The sequence below is a fragment of the Labrenzia sp. THAF191a genome (assembly GCF_009363335.1).
GTDB classification, from domain to species: Bacteria; Pseudomonadota; Alphaproteobacteria; order Rhizobiales; family Stappiaceae; genus Roseibium; species Roseibium algicola.
In genome coordinates, this window is record NZ_CP045333.1 from 2735988 (window position 1) to 2756847 (window position 20860).

Sequence of the window (20860 nt, forward strand, 5' to 3'; positions counted from 1 at the left end):
CGGCCTATTTCTGGACGAATTCAACACGTCGGTGCGCCTGATTGCGCACGTCCTCGGTGTAGAGGGATGGATCGTCGAACTGGAACGGCTGGCTTTCACCCATTCCAAGCACCTCGATGGAGCCGGAGTATCCCGCTGCCAGCAAGGCGCTACGTACGGCCTCGGCACGCTTCATGGACAGTTGCATGTTGTAGGCATCAGAGCCGACCGGATCGGTATGGCCGACGACCTGGATGTCCGGGGAGCCCTGCTTTTCCAGGGCCTCCTGCACGTCTTCAAAGCTGGTCCGGCCGGCTTTGGTCATGACATCCTGATCGTAGACGAACTGGATCGGAACCAGGGTTTTCTTGCGTTTGTAGCCACGCGTGGAAAAGCTGTATTGCGAGATCGACTGTCCGCTGCGGGTGACCGGGATCTTGATGTCTCCCGGTTCCTCTGAAATCTGGGCAACGACCACCGCCAGCTCATCCAGGCGGTCGCGCAACCGGGCAATCATGGCATGTGCCGGTTCCGCAGGGGTCAGCTCGGTGTCATCCACCAGACCAAGGGCTTCCTGATAGGCGCGAAACGCGGGCAGGGTTTGCTGTTGCTTGCGCAGAATTTCTCCGAGCAGATAGGAAATACGCCAGTGGCTGCCGAATTCCTGAAGGTCGGCCAGGTCCTGTTTCAGGGTTTCAAGGTTGCCGCTATAGCCTTCAAGATCCTGAAACGGCGCGATGACGTCGAGCCGTGCATCGATGATTTCCTTGCCGAAGCCTTCCACCACCACGCCGTCGCAATCGCTGTCATTGAAGGCCTGGTCGTAGATCCTGACGCGGTCTTCGTGACTGGCGCTCAGCGGCATCGCAAGCCAGTCCTTCTGAATGCTCTCGCATGAAACGAGTTGTGCTGAAGCGTCAGTGGTCAGGAGGGGCAGGGCGATGACGGCGGAGACGGCAAGACCCGCCAGATGCATAAGGCGGGCGGGTAAAACAGTTCGGGTAAGCGGCATGCTGGAAAATCTCTCCAACTCTTGCATGATAAATTATAAAATAGGTCGGTCTGGCGGGTGTTTGCAGCGAAAGGTTGAGGGGCGGTTGTTTCCAAGCTCGCAGACGTTGCAACTGACGCACCGGTGTAAAATCCCGGTTGCTTCTCCGTTCCTTATTGCGTTTCAATCTGTTCGCAAGACAACATCACGCAGGGTCGCTTGAGTCAATTGTCAGGGCGTCATGAGGTATTTCAAATTGATGATTTCCAAGGGTGAGGTTGCAGTGGTGCCGGGCGGTCAAATGTCGAGATGTGTCAGGCTTCTGACGTGGTTCTGCTGTCTTTTTCTGATGGCCACCGGTCTGGCGCAGGCGGACGAAAACCGCTTTGCGCTTGTTATCGGTAATTCGTCCTACGAGAAGATCGGCCGGCTCGGAAACCCGGGACGGGATGCGGATCTTGTCGCCAAGTCGCTGGAAGCGGTCGGATTCGAAGTTTCGGTTCATTTCGACCTAGATGAGGATGGTCTTGGCAAGGTCCTGGACGATCTTGCCGATCGTGCTCCGGACCTGGATGTGGCGGTGCTCTATTTCGCAGGCCATGGCATTCAGAAGGATGGTGAGAATTTTCTGATCCCCGTGGATGCGCAACTGAAATCTGCGACCTCGATCGAACGGGAAACGGTCAGTCTACGTTCGTTCATGGAGGTGATGGAAGAGGTGCCGATCAGTCTCCTGTTCCTTGACGCCTGCCGCAACAACCCGTTTGCCGAACATCTGTTGTCGCAGTCCTCCTCCGACGGACGGTCCGCCGGGATCACCCGCGGGCTTGCCCCTATCCGCACGGTTGGCGACATGCTGGTCACTTTCGCCACCCTGCCGAATTCCGTTGCAAAGGATGGTGCCGGACAGAACTCGCCTTTCGCCAAGGCGCTGGCCCGCCACGTTTCCACACCGGATGCGGAAGTCTCCGTCTTGATGAAGCGGGTGACGCGTGACGTGATGGCTGAAACCGACGGCGAGCAGCGGCCGCAGCAGCTGTCTCAGATGCAGACGGAATTCTATTTCAAGCGCACCAACGCAGCCGCTCCGGAGACAGATGATCAGCAGACCCTGCTGGCGGTCTATCCCGGCTCGGTCAGTGCCGGCGAGGAAGTCTCGGTTCTGGCGGATGTGCCGCAGCAGTGCGCACCGGATTTCTTTAACATAACACCGTCAAACCGGGTGACGCCGATCCCGACTTCGTACTTCAAGACGGTTGAACTCGGCGGCGGCAAGATCCGGTACGAAATCTCGCCCGGCTCGCGCTATGGCCTTGTCGTGGAAGAAGCGGACGAGAAGGGGGCGAATCGTATTGGCTTCTTCTGCTCAATGGGACCGGCTCTTTCCGATCAGCAGAAGAAGGAAGTGCTCAGGCGGATCAACGGACAGCTCGCGCAAAACGAGATGTCCGGAACCATCGGGTCCGACCCGGAACGGGTCGCCTATCATTTTGCCGAGTTCAAGATCAACTGACGCAGGAGAAGTGGCGGGCCGCTTTCAACGAAGATGCGTCTGCGCTCTGAAACCGAAAGGCCTGTGCATCCCCGAGCCCGGCCCGCGCTTCGATTGGCCGGGAGGACGTCGGGGAGGCGATTATGTAGGCAGGTCCTCTTGTGAGGATCAGTTGACCGGCAGCAGGACCAGCTGGACGCGGCGATTCTGTTCGCCGTAGGGATCGCTCTGGTCCTTCAGCCTGGAGGCGCCCATTCCGCTTGCCAGAACACGCTGCTCTGAAAGCCCACCCCAGGCTGCAACGAAACCTGCGACCGCCTGGGCACGCTGTTGCGAGAGGGCCAGATTGTACTGCGCACTGCCCTTTGCATCCGTGTGGCCAAGCAGCAGGAAGCGATAGTTCTTGAACTTGTCCTGGCTCAGAATGCGCGAGAGTTCGGCAATCTTCGCGGCCTGGTCCGGACGCAGCGAAGCCGAGTTGTAGTCGAACAGGATTTCCATGTCGATCGTCGGCAGTGGTGCCGATGACGCGGTTTCCGAAGAGCCGCCGACTGGTGGCGGGGTGACGGCAACACCTTCTCGATCGACAAGCCTGATATTGACTACATCGTCCAACGACAGGGCGGTGTTTGACTTGAATTCCGAGTTGCTGCAGGCGGCCTGATCAAGCAGGCATTTTTCCATCTCGGTCTCCGCCGGGGCACTGGCGTCACGCGAGGCGGAAGTTGCGGGTTTGGTGTCGCCGCCAAGATCGAAATCCTCAAGCGTGATAGTGCTTTGCGCCGCGACAGGCAGAGCCAGGGAAATATAAATCAAAAGAAATGCAAAAGGCTTCATGGCAATATCCCGAACCGTTACGTGGTCGTTTCTCGGATTGATCCGCTTCTACCATACGGTTGGCAAAAAATGAAAGTGGCCACTGCGTCAGTTGGATATTTGACGCTGTCCCATCATCCCTGCCACATTTGCGGCCTTACAAAATCAAATTGCAGACAACTGGATTGAATGAGGGGCTGATCATGTTGCGAAACGCTGTAGCGGCGGTGGCGGGAAAAGGCTTTGCCCGAAGCGTAATACAGACGCTTGCGTCGGTGGTTGTATGTTTTCCTGCCTTTTCGGCGGCCCATGCTGCGGAAATGCGTCTTCTCGACAGCAATCCTGCAGCAGCTGCCGGCTACCAGCTTCTGGACCTTGGGACGGTGAGCGCAGAAGCCGTCGGTCACGCCAAGGGCGTTGAAGACGGCTTCACATCGAAGAGCGCCGTCAAGGACGGATCATTGCCTTATTTCGAAAACGGCATCGCGGGCGATGGCGCACATACCTATGAGACACTGCATATCGTGCCGGCCTGGGGTGGGCTAAAGACGGGCAAGGTCATATCCATCGAGGGACAGATCCAGAAGGGGGACCTCGATCACCTGAAGGCTCTTGTGGAACGCAGCGGGTTTTCGGACTGCCTGAGACCCGGCTACTGCCCCTATAACAACGTGATTTCCCTCAACAGCCCGGGTGGCAACCTGCGCGAGGCGCTGGAAATCGGCAAATACATCGCAGAGCAGAACTTCATCACCCTGCTGCCGGAAAATGCCGTCTGCGAGTCCGCCTGTTCCCTGGTCTTTCTGGCGGGCTACACGCGATACGAGGGGTTCTTCTTTCCTCGCCGTTTTGCTCATGAAACCGCCCGTCTCGGCATTCATCAGCCTTATATCCAGCTTCCAGAGGGCAACTACAGCGCGGAGCAGGTCGGGCAGGTCGTTCAGCTGATCAATCGGGGCGTCAACGAGGTCACGGACTATTTCCTCAGCACAGGTATCGGCATCGGCTTCATGCGCAACATGTACGGCACGAAGCCCGGGTCCATGTATCACTTGTCGCTGGCGGAAATGGCGGCCGAAGGGATCTTCGTCGTTGGACGTCCGCAGGATCTGTCAAATCTCAGCCGCAGCCAGATGCTGTCCTATTGTTCCAGCCTGTATCAAGGACGCTTCAACACCGTGTCGCCGGACCTGCTGGCCAATCTGCAATCGAACGAACGCACTTTCCTGACCTATGTCACCGGGCAGAATTTTGTCTGTCTGGGCGTGAAGAGCCCGAATGGCGACAGCTGGCGGTCCTACGTCTGCGATGGCAGTTCGAAATGTCTGCTCGGCGACTTCGGGCAAGTGGCGCTGTTCGAGCTGGAAGCCAACGGCAAGCTTTCGGGGTTTCGCGACCGGGATGCGTCGGCCCTGATGAACATTGCCACAGGCATCGACAACACCGAGGTTGGCCTGGCACTGAAGGAGTACAATCACCGGGTGGCGCTGCTCTATTTTGTCGAGCTGTTCGCCGAAAACATGGGAACGTTCGAGACATCCTTCAAACGCATTCCGGCAAGCCTCGCCTTTGCCGAGGTGCCCCGGGAGTTCTGCGGTCAGGTCGATGAATATGATGCCGGTCTTGTGCGGCTGGTGCAGGCCGGTCTCAACAACAGCGGCATTGACGTGGGTACTCCGGACGGGTCGCTGGGCCCGAACACGCGCAAGGCCATCGGGCGGGCCAACAAGGATCTGCTGAACCGCTCCGAAACCGTTATCGATCCGTCTCTTCTGAAGGCGCTGGGCGTACCCGAAGACGAAGTTCGCGGGCACGTCCTGTGTAACGGCTAGGCCTGGACAGCGCGGCGAGCCGTCAAACCTGCGATCACGCCGCGCAGTTCCGCCAGTCCGCGCATTCGCCCGATCAGGGGATAGCCCGGATGCGCACCGCGGTCGGCGTCGCTCAGCAGCTCGTGACCATGATCTGGCCGGAAGACGATTTCGGCATCTTTACGGCCCTCGCGTCGCCGTCCGGCTTCTTCGCCAAGAAGAACGCCGAGCAATGCAGGCATGTCGGTGTCGCCGCCAAGATGCGCTGCTTCCTCGAACGAGCCATCCGGATCTTTCGCGACATTGCGCAGATGGGCGAAATGGATCTTGCCGGCAAAGCGTTCCGCTATTGCAGAGACATCGTTCTTCGGGTTGGCGCCAAGAGAGCCCGAGCACAGCGTCAGGCCATTGGAAGGGCTGTCCACCGCCGACAGGATCCAGTCGATGTCGTCCGCATCCGAGACGATCCGCGGAAGACCGAGCAGATCCCGGGGTGGGTCATCCGGATGCACCGCCAGTTTCAAGCCAAGCTCTTCGGCAGCCGGGACCACTTCCTCCAGGAAACGCTTGTGGTTTTGTCTGAGAGCCGCCCGGTCGAGTCCCTGATAGGGCACCAGAGCCTCACGCAGGCCGTTGGGGTCGTAACGATCATAGGCCCCGGGCAGACCCGCCATGATGGCCTGGGTCAAGCGGTCGAGGTCCGGCTGTTTTGCGGCATCAAACCAGCGTTTTGCCTCGACCAGAACCTGCTCGCAATAGTCGTCTTCCGCCTTGGGTCGCTTGACCATGTAGATTTCGAAGGCCGCCATCCTGGCAGCGGAAAACCGCAGGCAGGTACCGCCACGTGCCACGGGCGCGGCCAGGTCCGTACGGGTCCAGTCGAGCAACGGCATGAAGTTGTAGCAGATGACCTTTATGCCTTCAGCGGCCAGGTTTGCCATCGATTGCCGGTAGTTGGCGAAGAGTTCCGAAAGATCGCCTTCTCCGCGCTTGATGGCTTCGTGAACCGGCAGGCTTTCCACCACGGTCCAGTCGAAACCGGCAGCGTGAAGCCGGGTCCTGGTGTTCGCGATTGTGTCGCGAGGCCAGATCTGGCCGTAGGGAATTTCGTGCAGTGCCGTGACGATGCTGACAGCACCGGTCTGGGCGATTTCAGAAAGCGAGATGCGGTCATAGCCGCCATACCAGCGCCAACCTTCGATCATGACAGGGTTCCGATTGATTTGCCGACACCGTCAGCCTTCAAGGCAGCATAGGCGGCGGTGACGGGCGCCAGGATGGCAGCGGAGAGGCCGGGTTCGAAGACTTCGGTGACACCCAGAAGCGCTGCCACCTTGCCGGCGTCGCCATCGCTTTCTCCGACAAGAGACTTGAGGCGATCGCTTAGCGGATCGCGCACGTCAATCGGCTTGCCTTCAAGATCGGTGCCGCCGACATAGATCATCCAGGCGGCAATCGCGAGGCAAAGGCCCGGACAGTTTCGACCGTTCGTCAGGTTGTCGCGCACGGTGCCGAGAATGCGCTGAGGCAGTTTCTGGCTGCCGTCCATGGCGATCTGCCAGGTGCGGTGCCGGATGCCGGGATTTGCATAGCGTTCGAAAAGCGCATCCGCGTAGGCTTCCAGATCAACACCCGGCGGAGCCTCGAAGGACGGAATGATTTCCTGGCGCCACAGGTTTTTCACGAAACGGGCGAACAGCGGATCTGCAACGGTTTCGGCAATCGTCTCGTGCCCGGCGAGATAGCCGAGGTAAGCCAGCGAGGAATGCGTGCCGTTGAGCATACGCAACTTCATGTGCTCGAACGCGGTGACGTTCTCAACAAGCTCGACACCTACGGCACCGAGGTCCGGCCTGGCATCCGCGCCGTAAGCCGGGACAAAGTCATCTTCCACCACCCACTGGCGGAACGGCTCATGCAGCACAGGGGCTGCATCGTAGCGGCCGGTCTTGCGGGCCAGGGCGTCGATATCCTCGGGTTTTGTGGCAGGCACGATGCGGTCGACCATGGTTGCCGGGAAACGGCCTTCGGCTTCGATCCACGCGGCCAGTTCCGGATCGAGCTTCTCCGCAAGATCCAGCACAATCCGGCGGACCAGGCAGCCATTGTCCGGCAGGTTGTCACAGGTGAGCACTGTGAAGGGTGGCAGGCCTGCGGCCTTCCGCCTTGCGAGCGCCCGCACGAGGTAACCCGGAGCGGAGACAGGCAGCGCGGCTTTCAGGTCGTGTGTGATGTCCGGGTGATCGGCATTCAGTCTGCCGGTTGCCGGATCGTGGCAATAACCCTTTTCCGTCACGGTCAGGGTGACAATCCTGACGTCCGGATCCGCCATCGCGGCCAGCACGGCTTCCGGGTTTTCCCGTGCGACCAGCACATCCCGGATGATCTCTACCTGGCGAAGGGTTTCGCCTTCCGGGCCAAGTTCCTGCGCTGTGTAGACAAAGTCCTGCGGAGCCAGCTGGTCATGCATACGCGGGCTTTGCAGGCTGACGCCGATAATGCCCCAGTTGTTCTGTCCGGTGCCGCCAGAAGCCTTCACGGCTTCTTCTATGTAGATCGCTCCAAAGGCCCGGAAGAATGCTCCGAGCCCCAGATGAACGATGCCGGCTTTTGCCGCCGGTGTTGTTCTGGAAAGGCGCGGCAAGTCAGCGTGCAAGCCAGCCTCCATCCACATTGAGGACAGCACCGTGAATGTATTTTGCAGCCGGTGAAGCGAGAAAGACCGCGGCTTCTCCAATGTCGCTTGCTTCACCCCAGCGGCCGGCCGGAATGCGTTCCAGGATCTGCCGGCTGCGCTCGGGGTCGTCACGCAGGGCTTCGGTGTTGTTGGTGGCGATGTAACCCGGTGCAATGGCGTTGACATTGATGTCCCGCGCCGCCCATTCGTTCGCCAGCAGCTTGGTGATGCCGGCAACGCCATGTTTGGCCGCGGTGTAGGACGCGACCTTGATACCGCCCTGGAAGGACAGCAGCGAGGCAATGTTGACGATTGCCCCGGTCCGGCCGGCGTTGAAGGCAGCGTTGCCGAAAGCCTGGCAGGTGAAGAAGACGGACTTCAGGTTGACGTCCATCACGTCGTCCCAGTCGGCTTCGCTGAAGCTGTCCGCCGTGCCGCGGCGGATGATGCCCGCATTGTTGACCAGGATGTCGATCTGTTCCGCCTCGAACAGTGGCATCGCAGCCATCGGGTCGGACAGATCGAGGTGCACATGGCGGCCCCTGGTTATCTGGGCCAGCGTTTCGTCGCAGTCGCGCCGGGCCGCGCACAGAACTTCGGCGCCTGCCTTGCTCATGGCGATGGCAATGGCCTGGCCGATGCCGGTGTTGGCGCCAGTCACCAGGGCGCGTTTGCCTTCCAGGGAAAACGGGCTCATCGCAGATCTCCCATCGCGACCATGTCCATGTCGGTGAAGTCGACATTATCGCCGGCCATGGCCCAGCAGAACGTGTAGGCCCCCGTGCCGGCGCCGCAATGGATAGACCAGGGCGGGGAGACCACGGCGTCCTCGTTGGCCATCACCAGGTGCCGGGTCTCGTCCGGTTTGCCCATGAAGTGGAACACACGCTGGTCCGGGCCAAGCTCGAAATAGAGATAGGCTTCCATGCGCCGGTCATGGACATGGGCGGGCATGGTGTTCCAGACCGAACCGGGCGCAAACTGGGTGTAGCCCATAAGCAACTGGCAGCTTTCGGCGACTTCCGGATGCAGGAATTGCAGGATGACGCGCTCGTTGGAGGTTTCCGCCGAGCCGAGTTCCACCCGGCGCGCGTCCTTGACGGTGATCAGCCTGCTTGGGCAGGCCCGGTGCGCGGGCGCCGACAGGATGTAGAAGCGGCCCGGGCCGGAGAAGGTGACGGGTCCGGAGCCCATGCCGATGTAGAGCACATCTCCCTTGCCGACCTGATAGGTTTCCCCACCCGCCTTCACGGTGCCGGCCTCCCCGATATTGAGAATGCCGAGTTCGCGGCGATCGAGAAGGGACGGGGTGCCGGCTTCCTTCACTTCATCCAGAACGAGTTCGCCAGTTCCGGGGACGGCGCCGCCCAGGATCAGCCGGTCGTAATGGGTGTAGATCAGGTTGATCTTGCCATCCTGGAAAAGGCCGGCGGCGTGGAAATGTTTGCGAAGACCCGTGGTGTCGAGGGTCTTGGCGGTGTCCGGGTCGATGGCGTAGCGGGTTTCAACGGTCAGCATGGCAAAGTCCTTGGGTGCAGGCGGTGTTCAAAGAAAGTCGTCGCGGCGCGGCGTGAAGGTATCGACCAGTGTTCCCGGTTCCAGGCACACGCACCCGTGCAGGGCGTTGGAGGGGATGACGAAGCTGTCGCCGGGACTGACGTCGAAGGTCTCGCCGTCGATGGTGAAGCGGAAACGGCCGCTTTCGACATAGGTCGATTGTACGTGTGGATGATTGTGCAGCTTGCCTTCCGCGCCTTCCTGCTGGAAGCGGAAGGCGACGACCATCAGGTCGGGACTGTCGGACAGCACCTGCCGGCGGATGCCCGGATCGGCGGTCACTTCGGGAAAGGTTTTCACGAACATTGGTTTTGCCTCAATGGAACAGGGATGGCAGCCACAGCGACAGGGACGGGATGTAGGTCACCAGGAGCAATGTGAAGATGGCGGCACCGTAGAATGGCCAGATCGTCCTGATCGCATCCCAGACCGATATCCGGCCAACGGCGCAGCCGACAAAGAGCACTGTGCCGACCGGGGGCGTGCACAGGCCGATACCGAGGTTGAGGACCAGGATGACACCGAAATGGACCGGGTCGACCCCGAAAGCGGTGGCAACCGGCAGGAAGATCGGCGTGGTGATGACGATCAGCGGCGACATGTCCATGAAGGTGCCGAGGAAGAGCAGCACGATGTTGATCATCAGCAGGATGATCAGCGGGTTCTCGGAAATGCCCTTCATGAATGCCACCAGTTCCGCGGGGATGCGCAGGAAGGCCAGCAGCCAGCCGAAAGAAGCCGCACAGCCGATGACCAGCAGAACCATGGCGGTGGTGCGCACTGCGGCTTTCGTCGCGGCGACGAATTCCGGCCAATGCATGGTGCGGTAGGCAAGCGTGGTCACCAGCAGCGCGTAGACGGCCGCGATGCAGGAGCTTTCGGAAGCCGTAAATACGCCGGAGCGCACGCCGCCGAAGATGATGCCGATCAACAGCAGGCCCGGAATGGCGTTGATGAACATTGCACCAAGAGCCGACAGGCCGGGAAAGCGTTCCGTCGGATAACCGGCGCGGCGGGCAACGAACCAGGCAGTGACCATCAGCGAAACTGCAAGCAGGAGGCCCGGCAGGATGCCCGCGGTGAACAGGTCGGCGATGGAAAGACGCCCGCCAGCCGAGATCGAATAGATGATCATGTTGTGCGAGGGCGGCAGCATCAGCGCAATGATCGAGGAGACCACGGTGACGTTGACACCATATTCGACCGAATAGCCCTTTTCCTTCATCTGCGGGATCATCAGGCCGCCGATGGCGGTTGCATCCGCCGCGGCGGAGCCGGAGATGCCGCCGAAGAGCACGGAGGCGGTGATGTTTACCTGACCGAGACCGCCGCGCATATGCCCGACCACGGCCCCGGCGAGCGCCACCAGCCTTCGGGCAATGTCGCCGCGCACCATCAGTTCGCCGGCAAAAATGAAGAAGGGGATCGCCATCAGCGCGAAAACGGAGACACCCGAGTTCAGGCGCTGGAAGACGACGACGGGCGGCAGGCCCATGTAGAGCACGGTGGCCAGTGACGCTGCGCCCAGGCAGAAGGCAACGGGTGTGCCGATCAGGAGCAGGACCGTGAATGTGCCGAAGAGGATTACGGGTTCCATATCAAGCAGCCTCTTCGATGGGATCTTCGCCGAAGCGTGCGGTCGGCAGACCGGCTGCGCGACGCATCAGGCGTTCGATGGAAAAGAGAAAAACCAGGCAACCGCCGCCAACGAGCGGCAGGAAATCAACCGCGCCTGAAACGCCGAGCGACGGCAGTTTTACATCCCAGGCCGACAGCGCCAGTTCCGCGCCGTACCAGGCCATGCCCGCGCCAAAGGCGGCGACCACGGCATCGGAGATGCTGTAAAGCACCAGTTTGGCTCCCTGCGGCAGAAAGTAGAGCAGGACGTCGAAACTGAGATGGTAACCTTCACGGATGCCGACGGCGGCGCCCAGGAAGATGAACCAGCCCATCAGGATGACGGAAGCAGGTTCCGACCAGACGAGACTGTCGTTCATGACGTAGCGCATGAAGACCTGCGCCGTGATGAACACGGTCATGAGAATGAGGCCGCCTCCGGCAAGCCAGAGCGCTGCCGTGGAGACATGGCGCAACATCTGCGCGGTGAACTTGAGATGAGGCTGCACGTCGAGATCCTGAAGCAGGGAACCGGGTCAAGGCGGATCCTGAAAAACGGCCAGCAGCCAGCCGGGCCGTTCCGCGGTCGATGGACCGCGAAACAGCTTTGCCGGCTGCGGGCTTGCGAAGATCAGTCGGTCGCGCGGATGCGGGCGACGAGATCCTTCAGATTTTCGGAGGTCACGTGCTTCTCGTAGACGCTGTCCATGGCTGCCATGAACGGCTCCTTGTCGATTTCCGTGACGACTTCGACACCGGCAGCGCGGACTTTTTCTTCAGACGCCTTTTCGCGGGCCTGCCACTGTTCGCGCATGAAGGGGACCGAGTCCTTTGCAGCCTGGCGGACGGCTGCCTGGTCTTCCGGAGACAGATTGTCCCAGGACTTCTTCGACATCACCAGCACTTCCGGCACGATCAGGTGTTCGTCCAGAGTGTAGTAGCCAGCAACTTCGAAGTGACCGGAAGATTCGTAGGACGGCCAGTTGTTTTCCGCACCGTCGATAACGCCGGTCTGGATGGACGAATAGACTTCGCCATAGGGCATCGGCGTCGCGTTGGCACCGAGCGCCGACATCATGTCGACGAAGATGTCGGACTGCATGACGCGAACCTTCATGCCTTCAAGATCTTCAATCGATTTGATCGGTTTGACCTTGTTGTAGAAGCTGCGCGAGCCGCCGTCGTAAAAGGCAAGGCCGACATAGCCGTGCGGTTCGAACGCCGCCAGGATCTCGTCACCAATCGGACCGTCCATCACTGTGTGCATGTGATCGACGCCCTTGAAGATGTAAGGCAGTGAGACAACCTTGGTTTCCTCGACCAGGTTGTTGAACGGGCCCATGGAGACGCGGTTCAGGTCGATGACGCCGAACTTGGTCTGTTCGATGGTGTCCTTTTCCTCGCCAAGCTGCGCGGAATGGAACACTTCGACACAGATGCGGCCATCAGTGCGCTCTTCCAGCAGCTTGCCCATCTGCTTGACGGCCTCCACCGTCGGATAGCCGTCCGGATGGGTGTCGGACGATTTCAGTGTCACTTCGCATGCAAGCGATGCGGATGTGAGCGCGGCGGTGGCCAGAAGCGATGCCGCAAGGGTCTTCAATACTTTCATAGTCTCCTCCCGAAATTGGCTCGTCAGAGCCGATAGGCCTGCTTGGCAAGCCTGTAAGTGAGGTCGTGAGCGACCTCATATGCCTCGTCCTCGTCCAGCCTCCCGGATGTCACGAGCGATGCGAGGTAAGCGCAATCGACACGGCGGGCCACATCGTGGCGGGCCGGAATCGAGCAGAAGGCGCGGGTGTCGTCGTTGAAACCGACTGTGTTGTAGAAACCCGCGGTTTCCGTGGTCAGTTCCCGGTAGCGGCGCATGCCTTCCGGGCTGTCGTAGAACCACCAGGCCGGACCGAGCTTGAGCGTCGGATAGACGCCGGCAAGCGGGGCCAATTCACGAGAATAGGCCGTTTCGTCCAGCGTGAAGAGAATGATCGAAAGGTCCTTTTCCAGACCGACCACGTCCAGCAGCGGCTTGAGCGCCTTGACGTAGCTGGTCTGGGTTGGGATGTCGAAACCCTTGTCCCGGCCATGAGCTGCCATGATGCCGGACGAATGATTGCGGTAGCTGCCTGGATGAATCTGCAGAACCAGCCCGTCCTCGAGGCTCATTCGTGCCATTTCCGTCAGCATATGGCCGCGGAATGCGTCGGCTTCCGCTGGTGAGCAATTGCCTTTCAGGGCCTTCTGGAACAGGGCTTCAGCATCCGCAGCCGGCAGGTTCTCGGTGCGTGCGGTGGCGTGACCATGATCGGACGACGTTGCGCCGAAGGACTTGAAATAGGCCCGGCGCACCCGGTGGGCATTGAGGTAACCCTGCCAGCTTGTGGTGTCTTCACCGGCGAGTTCGCCGAATTTTTCGACGTTGGTGCCAAATCCCTCGAACTCCGGGTCGACAACCGCATCGGGGCGATAAGCCGTGACGACCCGTCCTTTCCAGCCGCTGTCCCGGATCTGTCGGTGCCATTTCAGGTCGTCCAGCGGTGATTCCGTGGTTGCGATCACCTCGATGTTGAAGCGTTCGAACAGCGCACGCGGCCGGAATTCCGGGCGGCTCAGGCAATCGGCAATGTGGTCGTAGGCTTCATCCGCGGTTTTGGCGGAGATCCGTTTGGTCCAGCCGAAGACTTCCTGGAAGGAATGCTCCAGCCACATGCGTGAAGGTGTGGCCCGGAAAAGATGAAAGTTCTCGGCAAAGGTTCGCCAGATCTTGCGGCTGTCGGTCTCGCTCAAGCCGCCGTCGATGCGCGGTACACCCAGTTGGCTGAGGTCGATCCCTTGCGAGAACAGCATGCGGAAGACGTAGTGATCGGGAACGATGAACAGCTGCGCGGGATCGGGGAAAGCTTCGTTTTCGGCATACCAGCGCGGATCCGTGTGTCCGTGCGGGCTGACGATCGGCAGATCCTTGACGGTGGCATAGAGCTCCGTCGCGATCTTGCGCGAGGTCGCATCGGCGGGAAACAGGCGGTGCGGGTCAAGGCCCTGTTCCGAAATATCCGGTGCATCCGCTCTTTCCAGTGACATTCGTTTCTCCCGTGGCGCCTTTGGGCAGGCTGATGTTGCTACTAGTAAACTGATATGCTAGTTGAGTAGACGAGTCAACGGAGACAACGCTGATGTCAGAAAGTAGCGCCCTGAAGGTGCTCGAGCCGATCAAGATCCCGACCGTCGCAGATACGGTGTTCGAGGAATTGCACCAGCAGATCCTGTCACTGGACCTGGCGCCGGGCACGCGCATGTCGGAAGCGGAAGTGGCCAAGGCCTTCGGCGTGTCTCGCCAACCCGTGCGCGATGCCTTCTACCGGCTGTCGCAACTCGGGTTCCTTTTGATCCGGCCTCAACGGGCAACGGTTATCTCCAAGATCTCGGAAGTTGCGGTGCTGAAGGCCAAGTTCGTGCGGACGGCGCTGGAAGTTGCCTGCATGCGGGCCGCCATCGAAGTGATCACGGACGCACAGATCGACGATCTGGACGAGCTGCTTGCACAGCAGCAGGCGGCGGTGGATGCGAACGAACGCCAGTTGTTTCACACGCTTGACGATACGTTTCACCGGAGGATCTGTGAAATCTCGGGCCACGACTATGTCTGGGCGCTGATCCGCGAGCAGAAAGCGCATATGGACCGGGTGCGGTTCCTGTCGCTGGCGTCCGGCGCGCAAGTCGCACTGGACGACCATTTCCGTATCATGTCGGCCATTCGCAGGCGGGACGGCAAACTGGCCGAATCCATGCTGACCGAACACCTGGGCCGGATTGCCACCATTCTCGGCCGCATCCGCGCCGAGAACCTGGACCATTTCGAGGAATGAGTATGCCGATGCGGTTTCTCGCCATCGGCGAATGCATGGTCGAGTTTTCACCGACACCGTCAGGAACCTACGCCGTCGGCTTTGCCGGCGACACGTTCAACACGGCCTGGTACGCGCGCCAGCTGACGGACACCGAAAAGCTGGATGTCGGGTACCTGAGTGCTGTCGGCGATGACGCACTTTCCGGACAACTGACGGATTTCATCGAAGCTGCAGGAATCAGGCCCCTGATGGCCACGGTGCCAGGTGCTGCGCCGGGCATGTACATGATCTTCCTCAGCGAAGGCGAACGAAGCTTTCAGTACTGGCGCTCGCAGTCCGCGGCCCGGCATCTTGCCGACGATCTCACAACACTGGAGACAGCCGGGGAAGGGGACCTGCTCTATTTTTCCGGTATCACCGTGGCCATTCTTGCCGAAACGGCCCGGGACCGGCTGCTAGCCGCCCTGCAGGCGGCTGCCGGGCGCGGCGCGGAAATCGTCTTCGACCCGAACCTGCGGCCGCGCCTGTGGCCGGCCAGTGACGAAATGTGCCGCTGGACGATGAAGGCGGCCAGCGTCGCCGGCATCGTGCTGCCGTCGTTTGAAGATGAAGCCAGCCATTTCAAGGATACCGACGAAGCGGCGACCGCGGCGCGCTATCTCGCCAATGGGGCGAGGCTGGTCGTGGTCAAGAACGGGGCGGGGCCGATCCTTGTGCGCGGGGCCGATGGCGACAGTTTTCAGTATCAGCCGGAACCGGCAAGCACGGTCGTCGACACGACGGCAGCAGGCGACAGTTTCAATGCGGCGTTCCTGGTCGAATACATGGAACGGGCAAGAACGCGTGAGGCCGTTCGTGCGGGCTGTGCCCTTGCCGCGCATGTGATCGGCAGCCGTGGAGCGCTGGTGCCTGTCACAAGAATGGACCTGATTGCCTGCCGCAACAGGTTGAGCGCCTGATTGTTTGCGTAACCTAACGGCAGAAAAGCCCCAATTTTAATCAACTGTTTACCATAAATATGTTGCTTTCGCTCCTGGATCGCGTGATGTGTCTTTAGAATTTTCTGATCCGGTCAGAACCGTATTATTGCAAGTTTGACGGTTCGAGCACGCCGCTGAAAGGACGCGAATATGGCTTCCACGATGAGCCGACGCACATTTGTTGCTGCAATACCCCTGCTGCTGGCAGCCTGCCAGAGCCAGCAGAGTTCAACCGTGCAGGCGGGGTTGACCCCGCTGGCTGACGGGACACCGGATTATGCGACGGCCTATGCCGCCAGAACCGATGGCGGGTTTTCGATACCGGCGATCCAGTATCAGAAGTTCGACCCGAAATATCTGCGCCAGGTGGTGTTCTATCCGAGCAAGTATCCATCCGGCACAATCGTTGTCGATCCCGGTAGCAAGTATCTCTACCTGATCCAGCCCGGTGGTCGTGCCATCCGCTATGGCATCGGTGTCGGTCGCGCCGGCTTTGCCTGGAACGGTGAAGCGGAAATCCGCTTCAAGCGCGAGTGGCCGAAATGGTTTCCGCCGGACGAGATGATCGAACGGGATCCGAAACTGGCAAAATATCGTGACGGGCAGGACGGCGGTCCGAGCAATCCGATCGGCGCGCGCGGGCTGTATCTGTGGCAGGGCAACAAGGATACGCTCTACCGCATCCACAGCACCAACCAGCCCTCCAGCATCGGTACCAATGCTTCCAGCGGCTGTATCCGCATGTGGCATCAGGACATCATCGATCTCTACAACCGCGTCGATGTCGGCGCCAAGGTGGTTGTGCTGGGCTAGGTTTTCGGCACGATCCCACGACGGCCTCATGTTTGAAGAGCCGCCAGGTCCCCTCAGATGGACTGGCGGCTCTTTTTCGTTCACGCGGCCCATCCTTCGAGACAGCGCTTCGCGCTTCCTCAGGATGAGGGGGCAGTTTGGGTTAAGCAGCTTTCCGGGTTGGTCAGTCCGATAGCGTGATCTGTCTGGCGTGGTGATCTGGATTCTGTGCAGGCAGACAGTCTGTTATCCAGCCGACCAAGGACATTTCAATCCACAGCCCTACAGCCTCATCCTGAGGAGGGCCAACCGGCCCGTCTCGAAGGATGGGCACCTTGTTCCGGAGTTACCAGTTTTCCGGCCCCGCCTCGCTTTGCATATGGACGGGACCCTACGGGGAGGCAGTGCCCGCAAGTGTCACCCTTCGACCGATCCAAGAAGCTCTTTTGCCTGCCGGGCAGCGCCGCGGATGGCCGCGGCATAGAGGGTGACGTCGATCGACGTGGCAACGAAGGTTGCGCCGAGCTCCAGACAGGTGCGGGCGAAATCCAGATTGGTGGTCAGGATACCCGGTGCCTTGCCGGCAGCCTTGATGCGTTTCATGGCGTCGAGGATCGCGGCAACGACTTCAGGATGCATCGGGTCACCGAGGTGGCCCATATCGGCGGCCAGATCCGAGGGCCCTATGAAGACACCATCAACGCCGTCGACCGACAGGATGCCGTCGAGGTCTGCCAGGCCAGCGCGGTTTTCCACCTGAATCAGCAGGCAGATCTCACCGTCGGCAGTCGCCAGGTAGTCGGGAATGGCGGAAAAGCCGGACGCGCGGGCAAGCGCGGATCCAACGCCGCGCACACCGACCGGCGGATAACGTACGGCACTGACGAGCTCTTCTGCCTGCGCCTTGCTTTCCACCATCGGGACCAGCAGCGATTGCGCACCGGCATCCAGGAACTGCTTGATCATCCAGGTCTCGCCGATGGGTACCCGCACGACCGGCTTGCTGGTGGAGGCCTCGACCACTTTCAGCTGCGCCATCATGGATCTGAGGTCGTTGGGCGCGTGTTCGCAATCGATCAACAGCCAGTCGAAGCCGGCACTCGCGGTAATCTCCGCCGTGTAGGCATCGGCAAGCCCGACCCAGCAGCCCATCTGCGGCTGACCGGAATTCAAGGCGGCTTTGAAGGCGTTTTGAGGCGCTGGCATGGTATTCCCTATTAGGCGAAGGAGCAGGATACAGACCCGAACGGGCCGAAGTCGGCGTGGACCTTCGAACCGGACGGGCATTCCACCGGCCGGATGAAGGATCCGGACAGAATAATCTGTCCGGCTTCGATTGTCTGTCCGTAATCGGCCATGCGGCGCGCCAGCCAAACGACGCTCTCGACCGGATCGTTGAGGACGCCCGCACCAAGACCGGTCTCCTCCACTTCACCGTTCCTGGTGACGATGGCGCCGGCCCAACGCAGGTCGAATGCGCCGGGATCATGCTTTTCGTTGCCCAGAACCAGGCCGGCATTGGCGGCGTTATCGGCGATGGTGTCGAAGATCTTGCGAGCCTGTCCCGTCTCCGGATCGACGCGCTGGATGCGTGTATCGAGAATCTCCAGGCTCGGGCACACGTGATCCGTCGCCACAAGTACATCCTCGCGCGTGACGTTGGCGCCACCGAGAGAGGCCTTCATGACAAAGGCAATTTCCGCTTCGATGCGCGGCTGGATGAACCGACCCCTGGAGACAGTGGCTCCGGTTTCAAACAGCATGTCGTCGAAGAGGACACCACTGTCCGGAATGTCGATCTTGAGCGCGTCCTGCATGGCTTTCGACGTCAGGCCGATCTTCCAGCCGATGGTCTTGCGGCCTTCGGCAAGCTTCGCCCGGGCAAGTTCTTTCTGGATTGCATAGGCCCCGTCCATGTCGAGGTTCGGATGGCGCAGGGTGAGAAGACCGATCTGCTCGAGCGTCTTTTCCGCGTTCAGGAGATCATTTGCGGCTTTGGAGATGTCTGCTTCGCTCAGGCTCATTTTTCGTCCTCCACCCCGTTCCGCAAGATGCCGATGCCATCGACCTCGATCTCGACCACGTCACCGGGTTTAAGATAGCGGGGAGGGTCGAACCGGGCGCCGGCACCTGTCGGCGTGCCGGTGACGATGATGTCGCCGGGCTGAAGTGTCATGAAAGTCGAGATGTAGGCGATTTCCTCACGGATCGGGAATGTCATGCGCTTCAGGTAGTCATCCTGGCGCAGCTCTCCGTTGACGCGGGTCTGAATGCGGGCCTCATCCAGTTGCTCGGCCTTTTCGAAAGGCACGAGCCAGGGGCCGATAGAACCGGAGCGGTCCCAGTTCTTGCCCTGGGTGACGTTGAATTTCGCGTGCCGGACCCAGTCGCGGATGGTGCCTTCGTTGCACAGGGTCAGGGCGCAGATATGGTCGTAGGCATCTTCCGCCTTGATGCGCCTGCCGGTCTTGCCGATGACGATGGCCACTTCGCCCTCGTAATCGAGCGTGTGGTTTTCGGGCGGCCGGATCAGCGGCCTGTCGTGGCCGGTGAACCCGCTGGCAAACCGCGGGAACAAGGACATGTATTTCGGTTGAGTGCTGCCGTCCTTGTACTCCGCATTGCGGTCGGGAAAGTTGACGCCGACACACAGGATCCGCGGCGCGTTCGGCAGCACCATTTCATATGCGAACTCGGAATGCGTAACCGGCTTGTCCTTTGCGGCAGTGACAAGGTCCTGCAGACCGCCGGCGCGGATGGCGTCGTAAAGCGTGGGCCACTGCGGAAAGTCCGGCGACAGGGCAATCATGCCGGTATCCGTGACGGCTCCGTAAAATTCCTGTCCGTCGGCGCTGTAGGTTGCGAGCCGGGTCATGCGGTCTCCATGTTTCTGGCAATTTCGGTAATGACGTCGAAGGCAAAGGCGACGTCTTCCTGTGTGCAGTCGAACTGCCCGACCTGGAAACGGACGACCTTGGCACCATCCAGCAGGGTCTGGGTCAGGTAGATCCGGCCATCGTCGTTGATGGTATCGACGAGGCGCTGGTTGAGCGTGTCGAGGTCCCTTGCACCTTCAGGGGCAAAGCGAAAGCTGAACAGGGAAAGGATGGGCTCGGAGGTGATTTCGAAATCCGGTTCTGCGCGCAAACGCTCGGCAAGAGCGGCCGACCAGTCGACATGGTTGCGCAGACGCCCTCGCAGGCCTTCCAAACCGTAGGAGCGCATGAGGAACCAGAGCTTCAACGCCCGGAAACGGCGGCCGAGTGGAACGGACCATTCGGAATAATTGACGATCCCGTCGTGGCCGTGGGTTTTCAGATATTCCGGCCGGATCGCCAAAGTGCGCACAAGGTCTTCCGGATCGCGGACGAAATGGGCGGAACAATCGAACTGGGCACCAAGCCATTTGTGCGGGTTGAAGACCATGGAATCGACGCCGTCGACGCCTTCCCAGAGCTCGCGGTACTCGGGGACGATCATCGCCGCACCTGCCCAGGCCGCATCAAGATGCACATAGAGACCGAAGTCCTTTGAGACGGTGACGACCGCTCCAACATCATCCGACGCACCAACGCCGGTGCCGCCGGTACAGGCGATGATGCCGGCCGGCCGGAAACCTGCCGCAAGATCGGCTTCGATGGCTGCGCGCAGGGCCTGCGGATCCATGGACCGGCGCGGACCGTTTACCGGGATACGCACCAGATTGTCCTGGCCGATGCCGGAGATCCAGATGGCCCTGTCGATGGAGGTGTGGACCTCGTTGGAGGAATAGACCCGCAGGCGCGGTTGCCCGCTGAGGCCGGCCTTGTTGCCATCCCAGGAAAGGGCGCGCTCGCGCATGGTCAGGACGGCGGCGAGAGTTGCGGTGGAGGCGCTGTCCTGGATCACTCCGGTAAAGGACCCGGGCAGACCGACGGCCTGGCGCAGCCAGTCCATCATCCTGGTTTCCATCTCGGTTGCCGCCGGAGAGGTCTGCCACAGCATGCACTGCGCCGCCATGGCGGTAACGAGATATTCCGCCAGCATTGACGGTGGAGATGCATTGGCGGGGAAATAGGCAAAGAAGCGCGGGTGCTGCCAATGGGTCATGCCCGGCAGAACGATCTTCTCGAAGTCCTCGAAGATCTTCTCCATCTCCTCGGCAAGTTCGGGAGGTGCCTCGGGGAGGGCGTTGAGGATTTCACCCGGCTTCACCTGGGCGCGGACAGGCCGCTGCCGCAGGGTCTGGTGATAGTCTGCGGCCCAGTCGGCCACCCTCCGGCCCCAGCCGGCAAAGTCAGTCCAGTTCATCGCATTCTTCCAA

General features: G+C 60.6%; 20 protein-coding genes. 5 read left to right on the forward strand and 15 right to left on the reverse strand.

Translation table 11 applies throughout. The features are described 5' to 3' along the window. Window positions 1–4 precede the first annotated feature (4 nt). A complete protein-coding gene (locus FIV05_RS12540; RefSeq protein WP_173013830.1) occupies window positions 5–991 on the reverse strand; it encodes an OmpA family protein in 987 nt (328 codons plus the stop codon). Between the two features lie 220 nt (window positions 992–1211). On the opposite strand from FIV05_RS12540, the gene FIV05_RS12545 reads away from it, so the two are divergent. After that, window positions 1212–2483, forward strand: a complete 1272-nt coding sequence (locus FIV05_RS12545) for a caspase family protein (protein WP_152509766.1) — start codon at window positions 1212–1214, stop codon at window positions 2481–2483. A 147-nt stretch (window positions 2484–2630) separates the two neighbouring features. On the opposite strand, the gene FIV05_RS12550 is transcribed toward FIV05_RS12545, so the two are convergent. After that, the gene (locus FIV05_RS12550; protein WP_152509767.1) at window positions 2631–3299 is read right to left on the reverse strand and encodes an OmpA family protein; all 669 of its coding nucleotides are present in this window, start codon (window positions 3297–3299) and stop codon (window positions 2631–2633) included. A 182-nt stretch (window positions 3300–3481) separates the two neighbouring features. Between FIV05_RS12550 and FIV05_RS12555 the strand changes: the two genes are divergently transcribed. Next, window positions 3482–5110: a hypothetical protein gene (locus tag FIV05_RS12555; RefSeq protein WP_152509768.1), complete on the forward strand. Its 1629-nt coding sequence runs from the start codon at window positions 3482–3484 to the stop codon at window positions 5108–5110. On the opposite strand, the gene uxuA is transcribed toward FIV05_RS12555, so the two are convergent. The 9 genes from uxuA to uxaC form a co-directional block, all read right to left on the reverse strand. After that, a complete protein-coding gene (gene uxuA, locus FIV05_RS12560) occupies window positions 5107–6294 on the reverse strand; it encodes a mannonate dehydratase (protein WP_152509769.1) in 1188 nt (395 codons plus the stop codon). The two genes, FIV05_RS12555 and uxuA, sit on opposite strands and share 4 nt — an antisense overlap. Continuing rightward, complete coding sequence (locus FIV05_RS12565; protein ID WP_286202289.1) at window positions 6291–7745, reverse strand: mannitol dehydrogenase family protein; 1455 nt, start codon at window positions 7743–7745, stop codon at window positions 6291–6293. The genes uxuA and FIV05_RS12565 overlap by 4 nt, the downstream gene beginning before the upstream one ends. Then, on the reverse strand, window positions 7735–8463 hold the full coding sequence (gene kduD / locus FIV05_RS12570) for a 2-dehydro-3-deoxy-D-gluconate 5-dehydrogenase KduD (protein ID WP_152509770.1): 729 nt from the start codon (window positions 8461–8463) through the stop codon (window positions 7735–7737). Before kduD ends, FIV05_RS12565 begins: the two co-directional genes overlap by 11 nt. Continuing rightward, the gene (kduI, locus tag FIV05_RS12575; protein ID WP_055656091.1) at window positions 8460–9284 is read right to left on the reverse strand and encodes a 5-dehydro-4-deoxy-D-glucuronate isomerase; all 825 of its coding nucleotides are present in this window, start codon (window positions 9282–9284) and stop codon (window positions 8460–8462) included. The genes kduD and kduI overlap by 4 nt, the downstream gene beginning before the upstream one ends. A gap of 27 nt (window positions 9285–9311) precedes the next feature. After that, window positions 9312–9629: a cupin domain-containing protein gene (locus FIV05_RS12580; protein ID WP_062487450.1), complete on the reverse strand. Its 318-nt coding sequence runs from the start codon at window positions 9627–9629 to the stop codon at window positions 9312–9314. 10 nt (window positions 9630–9639) lie between these two features. After that, a complete protein-coding gene (locus tag FIV05_RS12585; RefSeq protein ID WP_055656087.1) occupies window positions 9640–10920 on the reverse strand; it encodes a TRAP transporter large permease in 1281 nt (426 codons plus the stop codon). Window position 10921: 1 nt separating this feature from the next. Continuing rightward, window positions 10922–11419 carry a TRAP transporter small permease gene (locus FIV05_RS12590; RefSeq protein ID WP_088665314.1) on the reverse strand — a complete coding sequence of 166 codons (498 nt, stop codon included), beginning with the start codon at window positions 11417–11419 and terminating at the stop codon, window positions 10922–10924. Window positions 11420–11571: 152 nt separating this feature from the next. After that, entirely contained in the window at window positions 11572–12552 is a 981-nt protein-coding gene (locus tag FIV05_RS12595; protein ID WP_023003254.1) for a TRAP transporter substrate-binding protein, read from the reverse strand. A 23-nt stretch (window positions 12553–12575) separates the two neighbouring features. After that, window positions 12576–14018, reverse strand: coding sequence for a glucuronate isomerase (gene uxaC / locus FIV05_RS12600; protein ID WP_152509771.1), 1443 nt, complete (start codon window positions 14016–14018; stop codon window positions 12576–12578). 92 nt (window positions 14019–14110) lie between these two features. On the opposite strand from uxaC, the gene FIV05_RS12605 reads away from it, so the two are divergent. The 3 genes from FIV05_RS12605 to FIV05_RS12615 all read left to right on the forward strand — a co-directional run bounded on the left by FIV05_RS12605 (window position 14111) and on the right by FIV05_RS12615 (window position 16578). Continuing rightward, window positions 14111–14803 (forward strand): GntR family transcriptional regulator, encoded by a 693-nt coding sequence (locus FIV05_RS12605; RefSeq protein ID WP_055656081.1) that lies wholly within the window; start codon window positions 14111–14113, stop codon window positions 14801–14803. Window positions 14804–14805: 2 nt separating this feature from the next. Further along, window positions 14806–15744, forward strand: coding sequence for a sugar kinase (locus tag FIV05_RS12610; protein WP_209009964.1), 939 nt, complete (start codon window positions 14806–14808; stop codon window positions 15742–15744). 171 nt (window positions 15745–15915) lie between these two features. Then, window positions 15916–16578, forward strand: coding sequence for a L,D-transpeptidase (locus tag FIV05_RS12615; protein WP_152509773.1), 663 nt, complete (start codon window positions 15916–15918; stop codon window positions 16576–16578). Between the two features lie 396 nt (window positions 16579–16974). Here FIV05_RS12615 and hpaI read toward each other — a convergent pair whose 3' ends face one another. The 4 genes from hpaI to FIV05_RS12635 are packed head-to-tail and all read right to left on the reverse strand — an operon-like array spanning window position 16975 to window position 20847. Further along, on the reverse strand, window positions 16975–17763 hold the full coding sequence (hpaI, locus tag FIV05_RS12620; protein ID WP_152509774.1) for a 4-hydroxy-2-oxoheptanedioate aldolase: 789 nt from the start codon (window positions 17761–17763) through the stop codon (window positions 16975–16977). 11 nt (window positions 17764–17774) lie between these two features. Continuing rightward, the gene (gene hpaH, locus FIV05_RS12625) at window positions 17775–18581 is read right to left on the reverse strand and encodes a 2-oxo-hept-4-ene-1,7-dioate hydratase (protein ID WP_209009965.1); all 807 of its coding nucleotides are present in this window, start codon (window positions 18579–18581) and stop codon (window positions 17775–17777) included. Then, window positions 18578–19432, reverse strand: a complete 855-nt coding sequence (locus FIV05_RS12630; protein WP_152509775.1) for a fumarylacetoacetate hydrolase family protein — start codon at window positions 19430–19432, stop codon at window positions 18578–18580. Before FIV05_RS12630 ends, hpaH begins: the two co-directional genes overlap by 4 nt. After that, window positions 19429–20847, reverse strand: coding sequence for a pyridoxal-dependent decarboxylase (locus FIV05_RS12635; RefSeq protein ID WP_152509776.1), 1419 nt, complete (start codon window positions 20845–20847; stop codon window positions 19429–19431). Before FIV05_RS12635 ends, FIV05_RS12630 begins: the two co-directional genes overlap by 4 nt. Window positions 20848–20860: the final 13 nt, after the last annotated feature.